Source organism: Gimesia sp., assembly GCF_048260065.1.
In the GTDB taxonomy this organism is placed as follows: Bacteria; Planctomycetota; Planctomycetia; order Planctomycetales; family Planctomycetaceae; genus Gimesia.
This window is the reverse complement of the sequence record NZ_JBLXHC010000026.1, coordinates 39269-56790: the sequence shown is the minus strand read 5'-3', so window position 1 is coordinate 56790 and position 17522 is coordinate 39269. Positions and strand designations below refer to the sequence as shown.

General features: G+C 51.2%; 11 protein-coding genes. 3 read left to right on the top strand and 8 right to left on the bottom strand.

Annotated elements, in window-relative coordinates:
* The first annotated feature begins 283 nt into the window (after positions 1–283).
* A complete protein-coding gene (locus tag ACN0YN_RS29120; protein WP_417388412.1) occupies positions 284–1891 on the top strand; it encodes an arylsulfatase in 1608 nt (535 codons plus the stop codon).
* Between the two features lie 114 nt (positions 1892–2005).
* On the opposite strand, the gene ACN0YN_RS29115 is transcribed toward ACN0YN_RS29120, so the two are convergent.
* The gene (locus ACN0YN_RS29115; RefSeq protein WP_417388411.1) at positions 2006–3130 is read right to left on the bottom strand and encodes a hypothetical protein; all 1125 of its coding nucleotides are present in this window, start codon (positions 3128–3130) and stop codon (positions 2006–2008) included.
* 235 nt (positions 3131–3365) lie between these two features.
* Positions 3366–5540: a cation:dicarboxylate symporter family transporter gene (locus ACN0YN_RS29110; protein ID WP_417388410.1), complete on the bottom strand. Its 2175-nt coding sequence runs from the start codon at positions 5538–5540 to the stop codon at positions 3366–3368.
* Positions 5541–5763: 223 nt separating this feature from the next.
* On the opposite strand from ACN0YN_RS29110, the gene ACN0YN_RS29105 reads away from it, so the two are divergent.
* On the top strand, positions 5764–6339 hold the full coding sequence (locus tag ACN0YN_RS29105) for a class I SAM-dependent methyltransferase (protein ID WP_417388409.1): 576 nt from the start codon (positions 5764–5766) through the stop codon (positions 6337–6339).
* 31 nt (positions 6340–6370) lie between these two features.
* Here the strand turns inward: ACN0YN_RS29105 and ACN0YN_RS29100 are convergent, their stop codons facing one another.
* The 3 genes from ACN0YN_RS29100 to carB form a co-directional block, all read right to left on the bottom strand.
* Positions 6371–7045 carry a hypothetical protein gene (locus ACN0YN_RS29100; RefSeq protein ID WP_417388408.1) on the bottom strand — a complete coding sequence of 225 codons (675 nt, stop codon included), beginning with the start codon at positions 7043–7045 and terminating at the stop codon, positions 6371–6373.
* A 62-nt stretch (positions 7046–7107) separates the two neighbouring features.
* On the bottom strand, positions 7108–7704 hold the full coding sequence (locus ACN0YN_RS29095; protein ID WP_417388407.1) for a hypothetical protein: 597 nt from the start codon (positions 7702–7704) through the stop codon (positions 7108–7110).
* A 173-nt stretch (positions 7705–7877) separates the two neighbouring features.
* Positions 7878–11132, bottom strand: coding sequence for a carbamoyl-phosphate synthase large subunit (gene carB, locus ACN0YN_RS29090; RefSeq protein WP_417388406.1), 3255 nt, complete (start codon positions 11130–11132; stop codon positions 7878–7880).
* A gap of 643 nt (positions 11133–11775) precedes the next feature.
* Between carB and amt the strand changes: the two genes are divergently transcribed.
* A complete protein-coding gene (gene amt, locus ACN0YN_RS29085; RefSeq protein WP_417388405.1) occupies positions 11776–14439 on the top strand; it encodes an ammonium transporter in 2664 nt (887 codons plus the stop codon).
* A gap of 12 nt (positions 14440–14451) precedes the next feature.
* Here the strand turns inward: amt and ACN0YN_RS29080 are convergent, their stop codons facing one another.
* The 3 genes from ACN0YN_RS29080 to ACN0YN_RS29070 all read right to left on the bottom strand — a co-directional run bounded on the left by ACN0YN_RS29080 (position 14452) and on the right by ACN0YN_RS29070 (position 17518).
* A complete protein-coding gene (locus tag ACN0YN_RS29080) occupies positions 14452–14910 on the bottom strand; it encodes a DTW domain-containing protein (protein ID WP_417388404.1) in 459 nt (152 codons plus the stop codon).
* 83 nt (positions 14911–14993) lie between these two features.
* Entirely contained in the window at positions 14994–15185 is a 192-nt protein-coding gene (locus ACN0YN_RS29075; protein WP_417388403.1) for a hypothetical protein, read from the bottom strand.
* 83 nt (positions 15186–15268) lie between these two features.
* The gene (locus ACN0YN_RS29070; RefSeq protein ID WP_417388402.1) at positions 15269–17518 is read right to left on the bottom strand and encodes a BatA domain-containing protein; all 2250 of its coding nucleotides are present in this window, start codon (positions 17516–17518) and stop codon (positions 15269–15271) included.
* Between the last annotated feature and the right edge of the window lie 4 nt (positions 17519–17522).

The window sequence follows — 17522 nt, the reverse complement described above, 5'->3', positions numbered from 1 at the left end:
AGCGTACCGCTTGATTGTGTCTCAGAAAGGGATCCATGCGCAAAGAATAAAATCACTTGACAAGACGTTCTTCATAGGTGGGCCCGAATATAATTCGGGCCGAGCGCAGCGAGCAGGAAACTGACCGTGTGAGCTTCGAATTATTGAAAGAAACTACGTTACAGGATTCAACAGAGGTCGGTAACGTCTTTCCAGTCTGCAATCGTGTTCTGATAGTTTCCTGTTGTCTGTGACAACTGCTCCGAGTAACGGATGAATTTCTGAGAAGTAGGGAGTGCTGTATATGGTTCGGATAATCTTTGCTGCTCTGGTTGTCTGTCTGGCTACTTTCACCGCGCAGGCCGCTGAAAAACCTAATATCATTCTGATCATGGTCGATGATATGGGCTTCTCGGATATCGGCTGTTATGGTGGCGAAATTGAAACGCCTCACATCGATGCCCTGGCGGCCGGAGGTGTGCGGTTCTCGCAGTTTTATAATTCGGGTCGCTGCTGCCCTACACGGGCCACGTTGATGACGGGCCTGCATCCCCATCAGACGGGAATTGGCTGGATGACCAACCCGCCCGGAGATACCCGCGGCTATTCCAAACCTCCCGCGTATCAGGGCTATCTGAACCGTAACTGCGTTACCCTGGCGGAAGTATTGAAGCCGGCAGGCTATGCGACCCTGATGACGGGCAAATGGCATCTGGGCTTTAATGCTAAAGATCGCTGGCCACTCCAACGCGGGTTCGAAAAATATTTCGGCTGTGTCTCGGGGGCAACCCGGTTCTTTCACCCAGTCGCACCGCGGGGCATGACATTCGGAAATGAAGACATCGAACCCCCTGACAGCACGACAGACCGTCCTTTTTACACCACCGATGCCTACACCGATTATGCCATTCGTTTTCTCAGCGAAAATCAACAGGCCAATGCATCACAAGACAAACCCTTCTTTCTGTACCTGGCCTACACCGCACCACATTGGCCTTTGCAGGCGCATGAAGAAGAGATCAGAAAATATCGAGGAAAATATAAGATCGGCTGGGACGAACTCCGCAAACAGCGTCTCGCGAAACAGAAAGAACTGGGACTGCTGCCGGCAGATACAACACTCTCTCCCCGCGACAGCGAGGTTCCCGCCTGGGAAACTCTGAGTGAGAAAAAACAGGATGAGATGGATCTGAAGATGGCCATCTATGCGGCGATGGTCGATCGCGTGGATCAGAATATCGGCAAACTGGTCAGTTCCCTGAAAGCAAGCGGGCAGTATGAAAACACGCTGATCCTGTTTCTTTCGGACAATGGTGGCTGCGCCGAAGGGGGCATACTGGGACGCGGTGAATTCTACGATGTCGAAAAACGGAATCTCGATCACAGCAACAGTTACGGTAAAGCATGGGCGAATGCGTCGAACACGCCGTTCCGACTGTATAAACATTTCGCGCACGAAGGGGGTACATCGACTCCGTTCATTATGCACTGGCCAGCCGGGATCAAGCCTGAAAAACGCTGGATTACGGAGCCAGCCCAGCTGATCGACCTGATGCCGACACTGATTGATGTGGCAGAGGCGAAGTATCCGGAGACTTTCAACGGGAATTCAATCCCCGCGCTGGATGGCATTTCACTGCGACCGGTAATGCAGGGAGAACCACTGAACCGGACCGAGCCGATTTTCATCGAGCATGAAAGTAATGCGTTCGTCAGAGCCGGGAACTGGAAACTGGTGGGGCGCGGCGTTTCGCCGGCGAAAGGCTATCAGCCACAGAAGTGGGAACTCTACGATGTGAAGACTGACCGCACGGAACTGAATAACCTGGCGGAGCGCAGGCGGGCCATCGTAGATGATCTGGCACAGAAGTGGGAAGCCTGGGCGAAACGTGTGGGCGTGTATCCGAAGTAAAAATGGACTACGATTTTTTCTACCACGAAAAACACGAAATGACACGAACAGTTTTTATGGCTGACTTCAAACGGCCGCTGTTTCCAGGTCACTGAAAGCGAATGGTTCTTTGTCTTATTTTTTGTATTGAAATTCTTCTGCGGGTACGAGTCCCTCGGTGCCTTGAATGAAGGCACTGTTTTTCGTTCTGTCCAGCATGCGTTCGCCGTAATGCAGGTTGAATGATTTGATTTTAAACTGGTCCTGGTCAATCGGTTGATTCAGTTTTGAATCGATCAACGTATAAGTGAGTCGTGAGGTCAGTTCACTCTTACCGGATGGCATGGGCTTGAAGTCTTCTAAGACAACTTTTTCAGGCAGAGAAATGCCGTCGACGTTTTTATAAGAGAATGTCTGGATCCGATCTGGGTCAGTACCGTATAAACTCTCATATTTCACTGGATTAAAACTAAACCGGGAGTCGTAAGTCACTTGTCTGAATCTGGGAGTGCCATTGGGCTTCGCTGGATTGTACTCGATTTTAACAATCAACTGTTTATTCCCGTCTTTCAGTTTTCTTTCTTTGATGGTTACCCGTTTGGAAAACTTCTCCTGTTTTTCTCTTCCCTCTGCGCCACTGAGTACTTTGGCGTACATTTCGGGGGTGCGGGCAAAGCTGCCGGCGGCAGTTCCCAGTACCTTTTTTCTGGGATCAAAGAATCGGCCGTCCCGTTCTAATTCGGATTTCCACTTTCGGTACAGAATTCTGCCTCCGCCGATCTGTTTCTGAATCTCATCGGGAAACCCATAAACGGAGCCGAAGCGTTTCTCGCTCAGTTCCAGGCACTCTTCCCCTTTGACCATAATCCATTGTGCGTTCAACGGGCTCCCGACTTTGATTGGTGGTTGCAGTTGATCGAGTTCATCAGGCTTTTCTGTCTGAGTATAATTGACACGCAGTTGATCCTGCCTTTGATCCAGCCAGAAGGGGAACAGACAGTAAGTCGTCTTCCAGACGGGGGGCTCAAACCTGCTCCGATGGAATAAAGATTCTCTGCTGTATAGATAAGTTCCCTGCCAGGTATGAATGGCATCAAAATTCGCGGTGAGCTGCTTCGCCAGGAAAGCGAGTGTCTGCTGCGATTCTTCCGGGTTCAGTTCGCGCTGTTGCTCGTCGGCCGGTTCTTCTGCAGGAACCTGTGACGGTGAGCAGAGGCAAAGTAACAGCAATAATATTGTGACTGACGGATGACCGACCATACTTCATTCCTCGCTGCCTATTCCAGGCGAAAGAAACAGATTCATTTGTCGATCAAGTGTAGCAGAAATTGAACAGGGGTGACAAATTTTTCTACCACGAAAGAGACGAAGCGGAGATTAAAATTCGCAGGGTTACACTTTTACAACGTTTTCTCTGACAGTTTCCTGCTCGCTGCGCTCGGCCCGAATTGTATTCGGGCCTACCCGATCTCAAAGAGGCCTACTGCGATTCTCGTTAATCCACCCAGTGCAGGACGTTACGGATAATTGACCAGCGTGGCGGTGCGGGGTTGATGGTTTCGCCGAGAATCCAGTATTTGTAGAGCGTGTCAAAGACGCCTTCTTTCTTTTTGAGTTCCAGCCAGACTTCCATGAACTCTTCGAACTCAATGTCGTGAGCCCCCAGGTAATACATGGGGACGCGGACATTTTTCTTGAAGGGATTGATTACGGAGAACTTCGGATACAGTAGCGTCCAGGCGGCTCCGGTTTCGGCGCTGGTCACCAGCAGATCGGCGTGGCCGGCGTTCCCTTCGAAGAAATCTTCTTCGGAATTAATGGAGATAAAAGTGGCATTGGGAAAGAACTCATGCGCTTTTTCATCGTAGAAACTGTTGGCGACAACCGCGATTTTCAGATCTGCGGAATGACGTAACGTATCAAATTCCAGGAAATCGACTTTGCGGAAGTCGGGCAGCACCAGTGCCAGCGTGACGTCCATGTAAGAATCGGCGACCGGGAACGCGGTCGCTCGTTCGATGGTCCCTTCGAGGCCGGACATCGCCAGATCGAAGTGATCCTGATTCAACTGACTGACGAGTGTCTGGGGTGTGAAGGGGACGAATTCGATATCCACTCCCAGGTCGAGCGCCAGTCGATGAGCCATATCGATATCGAGGCCGACCAGTTGTCCGCGATCATTAAAATAGGAAAAGGGGAGCCGTTTGGCGTCGAAACCCAGTCGAATGGTTCCCCGACGGCGGATTCGATCAATGCGGGTTTCTCCCGTCTGAATCGGATCAGGATTCTTGACGGATTCTTTCAGGATGACCTCTTTCACACCTGGAAAGAGCAGTTGGCGATCGGCGATGAGCGCCTTGGATTGATAAATGTCTTTGAAGGTAAAATTGAGCACCGCATGGATGCCGCCAATGACAACCCCTGCGACACACAATGAAAACAGCGACCATGTAATGAAACGCTTCCACTGAATTTTGAGGGTGCCGGAAAGCGAAGCGGCAGCCAGGATGGCAAATGAGAACAGGTAGACGGAACGTAGAGCATCTCCTAATCTCGTGGTGTAGATCCCGACCGCCAGGTAAAGCTGGAAGATGTCGTGCGGAATGTGCATCAGATCGAGCAGCCAGGGAATGGTGACGGCTGGTTTAGCGAAAGAACCGGCCATGCCCAGTGAAAGAAAGCGGGGGTATTCTTCCGGCATCATACTGGCACCGTAGAACCAGGCGGAAAACGGAATGAAGATCAATCCGACAATTCGCCCGAGGTCGGGAAAGGGAAAGACGAGGGGAATGAGAACATCGGGCGAGCCGCCGGTCTCGTATTTTTCCAGGTGATAACGATCGAGAATTTCCCGGGCCGCTTCAACGATGAGAGGTAAAACGGCAAACGTACTGCCCAGCACGAACGAGGCAATGACGGCAGTCTGCGAAACTTTGAGAGCATCCCAATAGCGTACCGGGGTGCAGACCGAAATCAGCATCGGCAGAATGCCAATCGCCAAGAGGAGCGTGGCGGCGGAAAAGGTGATGAGGTAAGCCTGCAGGAGCCCGAACTTTTCAAACGGAAGTGTGCCCATGGCATAAGAGACGATGGCAAAAATACCGATCGGTGAAATATGAACGATCATCCGGTTGAGTCGCATCAAGGCGTCGACAGCGACAGTCAGTGGTTCGAGCAGTCGTTCGCGTTTGGGAATGCCGCTGATCGCGATACCCATGCCAATCGAAAACAGCACTACCGCCGGGACGGCATTATTGGCGAGTGAGAAAAATGGATTTGAGGGAATGAACAGGTCATACAGGCTCTCGGTTTTGGGCCCATCAATGATACTGGTACTGAAGAACGCACCTTTCTGCCAGAAGGGAAAGGAGAGCGACATGATGCAGACAGAAAACAGGCCAATACACCAGAGAATCAACAGCAGGATGATGACGGTAAACGCCATGTTGCGGGTCTGTCTGATTGAGATGCGGCCGAGATTCAAAATCAGCGAGAGCGTGATATAAGGCAGAACCGTCATCTGCAACAGGCCAATGAAGACGTCGCCAACCGCTTTCAGGGGAGAACACAAGTCACCAAAAAAAAGTCCACACATTACCCCCAGCACCAGACTCGTAAGAATCCAGGTGGTTAAACCGGGCTTAAAATGTGACGGAGTGACTTTTTCCATTCGCCGGATCCTTGAGCACACAGGTATCAGCGCTGTGAAATTAAACTTGTCTGACAGGAAAACTGATACTTGTCGTGGATAAATTCTTGCCGGAAGTGTATGGTTCCCTTGGAGATACAGTTCATAACGTAACCTTCACAATGACTCCAGACAATCACTGAGTTCCTGTGAATCTGGATTCTTAACAGAAAACCCTTTCTATCACCAGACTTATCGAATCAGCATGGTTTTTTCTATTACCTATCATAGTCAGCAGTTCAGTTTTGAAACGACGCCTGCGCTGTTTTCTCCCAAGGGACTCGATCGGGGGACGGAGGCGATGCTCGGGACGGTCAGTTTTTCACCCGGTGAGCGGGTGCTGGACCTGGGCTGCGGATGTGGCGTGGTAGGAATCCTGGCTGCAAAAATCGTCGGTGCGGAAAATGTGGTGATGACCGACATCGATCCAGACGCGGTCCGCATCTCACAAGCGAATGCGGAGCGCAATGGTGTTGCCGGCGTGACCGTTCTCCAGAGTGATGGGTTGCGCGATCATGGGGAGACCGACTTCGACTGGATTCTTTCCAACCCGCCTTACCATGAAGACTTTTCGGTCGCCAAGAACTTCATCATGAAGGGCTTCAACCGGTTGAAGATTGGCGGCAAGATGGTGATGGTCACACGTCGGCGACTGTGGTACCAGAAGAAACTGACCAGCATTTTCGGCGGGACCGAAGTACACGAGATCGACGGTTACTTTGTGTTTCATTCCGAGAAACGGCGCGACAGCTATGCCAAACGCAAGAAGCGGAACCGGTGAGGTCTGTCAACAGGGAAGATGAGTCAGAGTTTCATTCCGGGCGGAGACAAAAGAGGGTATCGCATCCCCAGTTCCAGCCACAGGGAAACAAACCTGCCTGGTAAGTTTTCAGGAGTAACTCGGTAATCAGGTAGCGCCGGTCGAGCGTCAATGCGCGGTATTGCATGATGCTTTCCAGATGACGGGCGATATCTGTTTTCAGTCGTTCCCGGTGTTGAGAGGAATCATTACTCGATTCGTCTGCATCGTGAATCTGCTCCGCGAGACGTACGACCGCTTCAGACTCGTTTAAAAATGAATCGATTTTCCGGTTTCGTTTTTCGATGGCAGCAGAAATTTCCGGAGGGCTGAAGCGGTCAATAAACAGAAAATTATCCCGGAAGTCAGACTGAACATCTTCTGTCAATGTATAGTAGGGAGATTCATATTCCTCTTCTGCCTGCTCTTCAAAATAGTCCTGGTAATGTTCCGGATATTTATCCTTGGGAAGTCCCGCACCAGGAGTTGAAGGCCACTCTGTTCTGTCACGCTCAAGGCTGTAGAGATAGTCTTGAATACTGCTGACACACCAGAATGAATCAAAGTCGCCAAATGGAAACTCTTGAAATTCGGGAGCGTCTGTTCCCGATAAAAAATCAGGTGACTCGACTACTGAGATCACTTCATCCAACAGTAACTCAAGTTCTTGTAGATCAATGGAAAACATAGTTTTAACCGAATATGCTGATCAAACTGGAAGCCAGTTGAGAGGGGTATAAAATCAATTGTCTAAGCAGATGACGAAGGCCGCACGCAAAGAATGGTATTCGTTTCCGGATCCCAGCCAAAAGGAAACAGCCCTGCACAGTAGGCGTGGAACAATACTTCGAGTGGTGCAAAACGCTTACTGCGCGTCAGCAATCTGGTATCCATGATGGCTCCCAGATGATTTGAGATGCATTGAAAAATCGCATCGATGGCTGTTTCCAAATCGACCTTTCCCGTAGGATCGTCTGCGATTTCTTGTGCCAATGCGCGAGTTCTCGAGGAGTTAATAATTTGCTTTTCAATCAAGTCCCCTGCAGGCCAGGAAATTTCCAGAACTTCGGGATCGCAGTTACAATAACCATTGATGCTTGTAAAGACCCCCGCAATTTCACTCAGAATCTGTTCCTCAAAGCATTCTGTTGGCGATTTCTCGTCCGGCGAGTGGATACACTTTGCAAACACTGTCGAATCAACAACCTGCCAGGAAACAGTGCATTTCCCCAGATCGAAAGTCTGAGAATCATCACGCGTTTCACCGGAAAGAAATGCGGGTGAGTTCACGAACTGGACTAACTCATCAGCCAGCGGTTTCAGTGCATCCAGATTTGTTGTAGTCATTTCACAGACATCCTCAATAGCAGAAACAATGTATATCAGTATGCATTGTTCCTGGTGCTATACAAGAGATTATGTCAATAAAATCTATAAAAAGCGCACCACGATTGAAAGCACCCATTTAACTCTGCAAGAACTGACGAAGCTGGGATGAGCAAAAGTATCAACCGCAGAGATCAGATTTCCGCCATCCAGTCCTGCAGGGCGCGGACCTGAGGAGTGGCATCTTCAGCAAGTGCTTCCAGTGCTTTGACGACCGCCAGACAACCGGGGATCGTGGTGACACAAGTGACGCCGTACGAGACGGACGCCGAACGGATTTTACCTTCGTCGGTTCGTGAGCCTTTTCCGCTGGGTGTGTTGAAGATGAACTGCACTTCCTGGTTGGCCATCATGTCCAGCAGGTTGGGGCGTCCTTCTTTCAGCTTCTTGACGGTCGCGACTTCGAGACCCGCTTCTTTCAGCACACGGGCGGTACCGGATGTCGAAACGATTTTGAATCCCAGGTCGATCAGTCGTCGAGCCGGTTCGATGATCATGTCTTTATAGACATCGGCCATACTGATAAAGACGGTCCCTTCGGACGGCAGACTGGTGCTGGCAGCGAGCTGACTCTTCGCAAATGCCATCGCGAAACCATCTGAGATCCCCATGACTTCTCCGGTCGAACGCATTTCAGGGCCGAGGATAATATCGACGCCGAGGAAGCGGGAGAACGGGAAGACACTCTCTTTAACGGACGTATGCTTCGGTGCGGGTTCTTTCGTAACACCCTGTTCCAGCAGAGAAACACCGGCCATCACTTTCGCGGCGATGCGGGGCAGCGAAATTCCGGTTGCTTTCGAAACGAATGGTGATGTACGACTCGCACGAGGATTCACTTCCAGGATGTAGACTTTGTAATCGTCGCCCGTCTGCTTGACGGCGAACTGGATATTCATCAATCCTTTAACTTTGAGTTCGCGTGCCAGGGCATGTGTCGCGCGTTTGATTTCGTTGATGACGGACTCGGGAAGCGAGTGTGGCGGAAGTACACAGGCAGAGTCGCCGGAATGCACGCCTGCTTCTTCAATGTGTTCCATCACGCCCCCCACGAGTGTCGTGATTCCGTCCGAGATGGCGTCGACGTCGACTTCGATGGCATCTTCCAGGAAGCGGTCGACGAGGACCGGGTGATCGGGAGAAGCATTGACGGCTTCGTTCATGTAACGCACGAGTGATTCTTCATCGTAGCAGATTTCCATGGCCCGGCCGCCGAGCACGTAGCTGGGGCGAACGAGGATGGGGTAGCTGATTTTGCTGGCAACGTTGCGTGCGCTTTCGGTATCCGTGGCAATGCCGTTTGGAGGCTGATGCAACTCGAGCTTTTCGAGAATGGCCTGGAAGCGTTCGCGGTCTTCGGCGGCATCGATCATTTCAGGGCTGGTGCCGATAATGTTGACGCCGGCCGCTTCAAGACCCCGCGCCAGGTTGAGCGGTGTCTGTCCGCCGAACTGCACGATCACGCCATCGGGTTTCATGCGGTCGCAGATATTCAGGACGTCTTCGGTGGTCAACGGTTCGAAGAACAGATGGTCCGAGGTGTCATAGTCGGTCGAAACGGTTTCGGGGTTCGAGTTGACCATGATGCTTTCAATGCCCAGTTCCTGCAAAGCAAAGGAGGCCTGACAGCAACAGTAATCGAATTCAATCCCCTGCCCGATGCGGTTCGGTCCGCCGCCCAGAATCATGATGCGGCGTTTGTGATCGGGATTAGCTGGAGTTTCGTCTTCTTCCTCGTAGGTCGAATAGAAGTAGGGAGTAAAGGCTTCGAACTCGGCGGCACAGGTATCGACCTGCTTGAATGTGGCTTCAATGCCGAGCCCCTTGCGATACTGGCGGACATCCATCTCAGTGGAGTCGAGCCAGAAGGCCAGCTGCTTATCGGAATAACCGGCCTGCTTGGCCTGTTTCATGGCCGCGTAGTCCATGTCTTCCAGTCGGGATAGCTTGCGGATCTGATCTTCCAGTTCGACCAGCTGCCGGATGTGGTTGAGGAACCAGGGATCGATGTCGCTGAGTTCATGAATCTGCTCGGTCGTCATTCCCTGCTTGAAGGCATAACGGACATAGAAAATACGCTCGTCATTGGGCACCGAAAGTTTGGACTGGATGATGTCCTTGGAAGGTTGCTTGGCTGTTCCCCACAGATCCTTGTTGCCGCCCCCTAGTCCGAAGTGACCGATTTCGAGACCTCGCAGCGCTTTCTGCAGGGACTCTTTGAACGTACGGCCGATGGACATCGTCTCTCCCACCGATTTCATCTGCACGGTCAGGACCGGGTCGGCATCCGGGAATTTTTCGAATGTCCAGCGGGGAATTTTGGTGACGACGTAGTCGATGGTTGGTTCGAAACAGGCAAACGTTTCGCGGGTGATGTCGTTACGAATTTCATCGAGTCGATAACCGACGGCCAGTTTGGCGGCGATTTTTGCAATCGGGAAACCGGTTGCTTTCGAAGCCAGGGCACTGGAACGACTGACGCGGGGGTTCATTTCGATGATCGTCATGCGGCCGGTATCGGGATTGATGGCAAACTGCACATTGGAGCCTCCCGTTTCCACGCCGATCTCACGCATACAGGCGATGGTGGCATCGCGCATCCGCTGGTATTCTTTATCGGTCAGTGTTTGTGCCGGTGCAACGGTGATGGAGTCACCGGTATGCACGCCCATGGGGTCGAAGTTTTCGATGGCGCAGATGATGACCACGTTGTCAGCCTGATCGCGCATCACTTCCATCTCGTACTCTTTCCAGCCGAGGATGGATTCTTCCAGTAGAACTTCATTGACGGGAGACAGCGCCAGACCGCTGCGGACTTTCTCTTCGAACTCTTCCCGGTTGTAAGCGACGCCGCCGCCTGTTCCACCCAGCGTGTAGCTGGCGCGGATGATGATCGGCAGACCGATGTCCTTCATGGCTGCGTTGGCTTCTTCCATGTTATGCACGACGGAACTGCGGGGACAGTCGAGACCGATTTTGGTCATCGCTTCCTTGAATTGATCGCGACTTTCGGCTTTGGCAATGACCGCTTCATTGGCACCGATGAGTTCCACACCCAGTTGATCGAGAATACCGCGTCGGGCGAGATCCATCGCCGCGTTCAAGCCGGTCTGTCCGCCGAGTGTCGGCAGCAGGGCATCGGGCTTTTCGATCTCGATGACTTTTTGAATGTACTGCCAGGTGATCGGTTCAATATAAGTACGATGTGCTGTTTCCGGATCGGTCATGATTGTGGCCGGGTTCGAGTTCACCAGCACGACCTCATAACCATCTTCTCGCAGAGCCTTACAGGCCTGGGTTCCCGAATAGTCAAATTCACAAGCCTGGCCGATCACAATCGGACCGGAACCAATGATCAAAATTTTATGAATGTCGTCTCGTCTGGGCACTTTCTCGGATCACCTTCACAGCAAATGTACATTATCTTCTGGCTCTGAGACCTTTCTCTGCGCAAATCTTCCCAACGTTAACAAGCACAGCAGAATAATCAAGCAAGCCAGACCAGAAAGTGCCAGAACCGGCTTTGAAACGTTACCGATCTGGAATCAGACCGGTACATACGATGATTTACGGGAATGGAAGCGGGATTTGAAAGGCATCAGCACCAAACCAGACATTTTTGTACGGTAAGGAGTTCGAGTTTCTATCTACGACTTCTGTTTTGAACTGAGGCAATATTCCCTGTCATTATTTCCCGTCAGAACAATCAGTCCGATTCGACAGATTAAAACGATCCTGACGGACTGGTCCTTCACAGACGAATGACTTTAAGTGGTGATTTATAAATCACTTTTGAGAAAGGAGGTTTTTTACTGCTCTTATTCGTTCATCTATACAAGATAAAACGTTTCCCTCCTTGAAGATAAAGGGATTCCACGCAGACCATGCCATTTGATGAACAGGTAATGAGATTTTGTTGATCCCGGGCACATGTTGACAGAAAAAAACATAAGCTTTCCTGCCGGAAACAGTGTTTTGTGATCTGTTTCGCACTATCACTACAGCAAATCGTCAGATATATGAGTCAAAGCCATGGAACTCAATCAACAAATTGACATTCTCTGGATTTTAGTCTGCAGCATCTTCGTCCTGTTTATGCAGGCTGGTTTCTGCTGTCTGGAATCGGGGCTTTCCCGCTCCAAGAACAGTATTCACGTCGCCATCAAGAATGTTGTCGACGTAAGTATTGTCGGGATCCTGTATTGGATATTTGGATTCGGCCTGATGTTTGGAACGACAACCGGTGGGTTGATCGGAACCACACATTTTCCGTTCACGAATTCTGGTTCCGATATATTTCTATCCGCATTTTTCCTGTTTCAGCTGATGTTATGCGCAACAGCTGCCACCATTGCTTCCGGTGCCTCGGCTGAGCGGATGCGTTTTACCGCTTATTTGATTCTCTCGATCGTTCTGGGAGGGATCATCTATCCCGTGTTTGGACACTGGGCCTGGACCAGCCATTTTGCCGGCAAGGCACCTGGCTGGCTGGAGTCACTGGGATTCCGGGATTTCAGCGGTTCAACAGTCGTCCATTCTCTGGGAGCATGGGCTGCATTGGCCTCGATCATGATTATCGGGCCCCGCATTGGAAAATTCGATGACCAGACCAATTCCAAAAAATTGCGAGGTCATAATCTCACGCTGGCGACCACCGGGGTTTTTATTCTCTGGATGGGCTGGTTTGGATTTAATGGCGGAAGTGAATTTGGTTTCACTTCGCATGTACCGCAAATCTTTATCAATACCTTTCTGGCTTCCGCCTGTGGTGCCATCACCATGCTGGTCTGGCAATTCTTTCAGCGTAAACAAATCGAAATCGAAAACATTCTCAATGGTCTGCTGGCCGGTCTGGTCGCCAGCAGTGCCAGCTGTGACGCGGTTTCGCCGGCAGCAGCCGTGGTGATTGGAATCATCGCTGCGATTGTCATGGAAGCGGGTGTCTGGGTTCTGGAACGATTCCAGCTCGATGACACGATCGGCGTCATTCCCGTTCATGGTTTTGCAGGCGTCTGGGGCACACTGGCTGTCGCATTGTTTATTCCTGCCGAACTCCTGTCGCATTCCCGACTGGAACAGTTTCTGGTTCAGCTACTGGGTTGCGCCGTCTGCTTCATCTGGTGTTTCTCTTTCTGCTGGGTCACATTACGGGTCATCAGTCATTTTGTCCGGCTGCGGGCGACGGAGGATGAAGAGCAACTGGGACTGAATATGGCAGAACATGGTGCCACGACTGAAATGTATGAATTATTGAATCTGATGGAACTGCATATCAAAGGAGATTCGGATCTGGGAGAAGAACTGGACGAAAACAGCGATGTCGGCCTGATTGCAAAACAATATAAACGGGTTTCACAAGTGCGGGACCTGGCTTTGAATGAACTGCAGGACCGGACAGAAAACCTGGAGCTGACCCGCCTTGAACTGGAAGAAAAAGCCGAGCGATTGAAACAGGCCAATATCGATGCAGAAGCTGCATCACGTGCCAAGAGTGAATTTCTGGCAAATATGAGTCACGAAATCCGGACGCCGATGACAGCCGTCCTCGGATATACCGATTTACTGATAGAAGAAAGCTGGGGACGCCCGGGCAGTATCCAATTGCTGGATGTAATTAAACGCAACGGAAATTATCTGCTGGAACTGATCAACGATATTCTTGATCTCTCCAAAATAGAGTCGGGAAACCTGAGCATCGAAACCATTCAATTTTCGCTCCTGGAAAATCTGAAAGAAATTCAGTCGCTGATGAAAGTCCGGGCAGAAAACCGGGAGCTATACTTCAAACTGTCATTTGAAGGCAAGATTCCTGTAGAAATTCAGAGCGACCCGACAAGGCTCAAACAGATTCTGATCAACCTGATTGGTAATGCGATTAAATTCACACCGGAAGGTGGAAAAGTTCTGGTGGAAACATCGTATCTGAACTCCACTTCAGAGGGACCTCTGCTGCAATTTAAAATCCGAGATACGGGTATCGGCATAACGGCCGAGCAGATGGATTTGCTCTATCAGCCTTTCGTGCAGGCAGACTCTTCTACCACGCGCAAGTTTGGTGGAACAGGTCTGGGGCTGGCGATCAGCAAACGTCTGGCCGAGATGCTGGGGGGCAATCTGACTTGTGAAAGCGTGCCCGGAGAAGGAACCGTCTTCACACTGACAATAGGAATTGGGAACCCGGAACCTCTGGAGTTGCATGAACAGCCTCTGGTTGATTTCAAAAAAGTTCGCGTCATCCAGCAAGTCCTGGGACAGGGTGAACAGCATTCAGAAACGTTGAAGAGCGGAACCTGTTCGGTACTGCTGGCGGAAGATGGTGAGGATAACCAGCGTCTGATTTCGACGTTACTGAAAAAGGAAAAAGCCCACGTCGTACTGGCTGAAAATGGCGACATCGCAGTCAGGCGGGCATTGGACGCCGAGCAACAGGGGAAACCGTTTGATATTATTTTAATGGATATGTCGATGCCGGTTCTGGATGGATATGGTGCCTCCAGAAAACTGCGCGAACTGGGAATTGAAACCCCCATCATTGCTTTGACCGCGCATGCCATGAACGGGGATCGGCAAAAATGTATCGAAGCCGGCTGTACGGATTACGCAACCAAACCGGTCAACCGGGAAAAGCTCCGTAACATTATTATGAAGTATCATACCCCCGCTCAGGAAGAACCGCTGGCCGAGTCACTCACCTGAGCGCTTTGCGTATTAATTCAGTTGATCGCGATTCAGTTCCAGAAAACGATCTGCCCAGTAATAACCATCCAGCAGACCGGTTGTCTCCAGGCCCATCAGGTAATAAGCGATATAGATCGCTTCGATGGTGGCAAGTCCGGTCGACGGATCCTCAAACTGCTTGGAGACACGCGGATAAGCCGTTTTCCATTCCGGCAGGCTGCGAACGGGCAGTTCCCGGTAATCGGGCTCCATTTTCTCAGCCAGTCTCCAGGTGCCATCCAGAACGAGTAGACCGGAATCGGCATCCGCAGGACTGATCAGTGGACCATCCAGTCCCAGACGCACATATCCCTGGATGCGGTCGGCTTCCTTACGGGGGAACTTCCAGAAGACAAAATCTTCGTTGCTGCGCAAAGGTTGCACGGTGCATTTACTCTTGCGTTCTTTGGGATGTACCACAATCACTGTGGGAGGATGTGAACCAGACACTGCATTGGTCTTATTATCTGATGTGCCCGCTTTAATCTTTCAGGCGCAGTTTTAAACGGATTGAGATTGAGCAGGAGACCGGTTCAGGATTCTTCCTGAACTTTTTTGATCAGTTCTTCCTGGGCGGCGATTTCCTGTTCGAGATTTTTGACTTCCTGGGGGTCATCCATCTGCGCTTTGGCGCCGGTCAATCGCTGTCGCAATTTCTGGATTTTCTGACGGGCCACGTCGATCTGTTTTTTCTGCTTCTTATTCAGGCTCATTACGGACTGCATTTCCTCATATTCAGGATACGAATCAACTTTTCGGACGGGCCAGTATATCACAGGGGATGAGAAAATCACAGACTCCCTGTCTGTCAGCGCAGGAAAAACAGGCTGAGGACAGAGATCAGCATCACCGCCAGAAACGTCAATGCGCCGGCAGAAAATCGCCAGAGCAACAACTGTTCGACTACGATCAGAGCCAGCACAGTCAGCAACAGGTTTTCTGCCAGTCCTGCCTGTGTGCTGCGTTCTTCCGGAATTTCCGCCAACTGGTTTTCCGCACCTTCGGGACGACGAAAATACTGCGGTGGAATGACCTGTGGCCCGATATGGTTCAAATTACTTTCCTGAGGCGTCACATTCACTGCATACAGGGTATTTTCGGTGGCAGCCGATCCCCAGTCGAGTTCATAGATTCCCGAGAGCAGTGTCTGTGAAAACGTAATGGTGCGCGCCTCATCTTTACTGTCGAGGACACTTCTGAGCGGATACTTTTCCTGGTCAGGCGCGACCATCTGGGGAGTCAGCGTGAGCTGATTTTCCTGAGTCAGGATTTCCAGAGGCTGTCCCACCAGGGCCTCGCGACTACCCCATTTGCCGGTCGCAACATACAACACGAGTTCATTCACCATCGGAGGAAAACTGGGCCAGATCGCCCACGTACCCCAGAGCCGATCAAGCGAAGTGGTAATCAGAACCACTTTTCCCCGCCCGATGGAACCCTCAATAATCGCGGGATCATTTGTGTCATAATTCAAAATCAGCCGTGTACCGGGATCGGGGGGAAGCTCCGTTTGAAAGTATTCGTAGATGTGTGTGGTCTCCAGGCCGGCATCAGGATTTCCCTTGAAGATTTCGATGACGGGATGCTGATACTGCAGGGGATCAAATTCAAACAGTGTGGTATGCTTGCGGGCGTCGCCACGACGGTCCAGTAATTTCAGGGATAACAGCCCCTGCTCCGGTTGAAAGATCGTCTGGTTATAATTCTTGACGTTCACCTGCTCACCGAGGCTGAAAATCAATCCGCCGCCGCGACTGACATAGTGTTTCAAGAGATCGCGTTCGTGATCGGTAAACAGCGCCACATCACAAATCACGACCGCGTCGTACAGGCTCAATTCGGTGGTCGCCAGTTCGCCTTCATTGATTACATGCGGTTTGATAATTCCCTGCCAGGGTTGCTCCTGCAATGAAGGAGAGAGTGCCAGTTCCAGAAAATCGGTGGCGCGGCCCATCGCTTCCGTCGAACGTCTGCCATTGACCAGCAGCACGTTGATTTCTTTTTTGACCGGCATGACTTTCCAGCGATGGTTATCCAGCGGCAGTCGATCCTCGGCCAGTCGAACTTCGAGTCGATGGTCACCAACCCGGGTAAACTGATGCGTAAACTCAGCCTGCGTGTCGGAGTTTGCTGGCAGATCCACCTGTTTCTGATTGACCAATTGCTGATCGACATACAACTGCAGATTGACGGCATCCTGGTTCAGAAGACCATAATTATGCAGGGTGACGCTCAGTCGAACCGGCTGATTCAACGTGGCAAAGACCGACTTGCTGTTGAAATCCACGATGGCAAGATTCGATTCTTCCGTTGCACCGACATCTTTGAGAATCAGTGTCGCTTTTTTTGACAACGCTTCCATCAGAGATACGATCCGTGAATTCCCCTGCTCGGTCTGCTGGGGCGCCCAGCTCTCTGCCTGAAAATCGCTGATGACAATGACTTCTTTTTGCGCCAGTTCCTGGGCCTGTCCGAGAAATTCCAGCGCTCCCTGCAGTGCCTGTCCGGCATTCCCGAATTCCTGGGTTGGCTGCAGTTTCGAAATTTCCTCGAGTACGTATGCCTGCTGTCGCGAGGGGCGGGAGATCAGCTTTTGTGGCGAAGCGCTGGAAATCTGGATCAGTTGAAACGCATCTCCCTGTCGGGAAGAGGAGACAATCGACCGCGCGATTTCCCGGGCCTGTTCAAACAAGGGATTTTCTTCGCCCTGCCAGCGCATACTGAAGGAAGTATCGACGACCAGAATTCGATGCACGGGCGCGGAGGCTTCAAAAAAAGCGCCTTGCAGCGACCAGTAGGGACGCGAAAACGCCACTGCCAGCAGGAGCAGAATCAGACAGCGGACCAGCAGAATCAACAGCTGCTCGAACCGCACCCGCCGGGAATATTTTCTGGTCGCCGCCAGCAGGAACTTCATCGCCGCCCATTCGGTTTCGATAAACTTTCGCTTATGCAGCAGATGAATCAGAATGGGAATACCAGCCGCCAGCAGTCCCATCAGCAGCCAGGGACTGGCAAAACCAAATGCAAACAGAGGCTGATAAGACAATGCATTCATGAAA

Coding starts and splice junctions, on each gene's coding strand:
- amt (WP_417388405.1), top strand. CDS start 11,776: ATGGAACTCAATCAACAAATTGACATTCTCTGGATTTTAGTCTGCAGC.
- ACN0YN_RS29075 (WP_417388403.1), bottom strand. CDS start 15,185: ATGCAGTCCGTAATGAGCCTGAATAAGAAGCAGAAAAAACAGATCGAC.
- ACN0YN_RS29100 (WP_417388408.1), bottom strand. CDS start 7,045: ATGTTTTCCATTGATCTACAAGAACTTGAGTTACTGTTGGATGAAGTG.
- ACN0YN_RS29120 (WP_417388412.1), top strand. CDS start 284: ATGGTTCGGATAATCTTTGCTGCTCTGGTTGTCTGTCTGGCTACTTTC.
- ACN0YN_RS29105 (WP_417388409.1), top strand. CDS start 5,764: ATGGTTTTTTCTATTACCTATCATAGTCAGCAGTTCAGTTTTGAAACG.
- ACN0YN_RS29095 (WP_417388407.1), bottom strand. CDS start 7,704: ATGACTACAACAAATCTGGATGCACTGAAACCGCTGGCTGATGAGTTA.
- ACN0YN_RS29115 (WP_417388411.1), bottom strand. CDS start 3,130: ATGGTCGGTCATCCGTCAGTCACAATATTATTGCTGTTACTTTGCCTC.
- ACN0YN_RS29110 (WP_417388410.1), bottom strand. CDS start 5,540: ATGGAAAAAGTCACTCCGTCACATTTTAAGCCCGGTTTAACCACCTGG.
- ACN0YN_RS29070 (WP_417388402.1), bottom strand. CDS start 17,518: ATGAATGCATTGTCTTATCAGCCTCTGTTTGCATTTGGTTTTGCCAGT.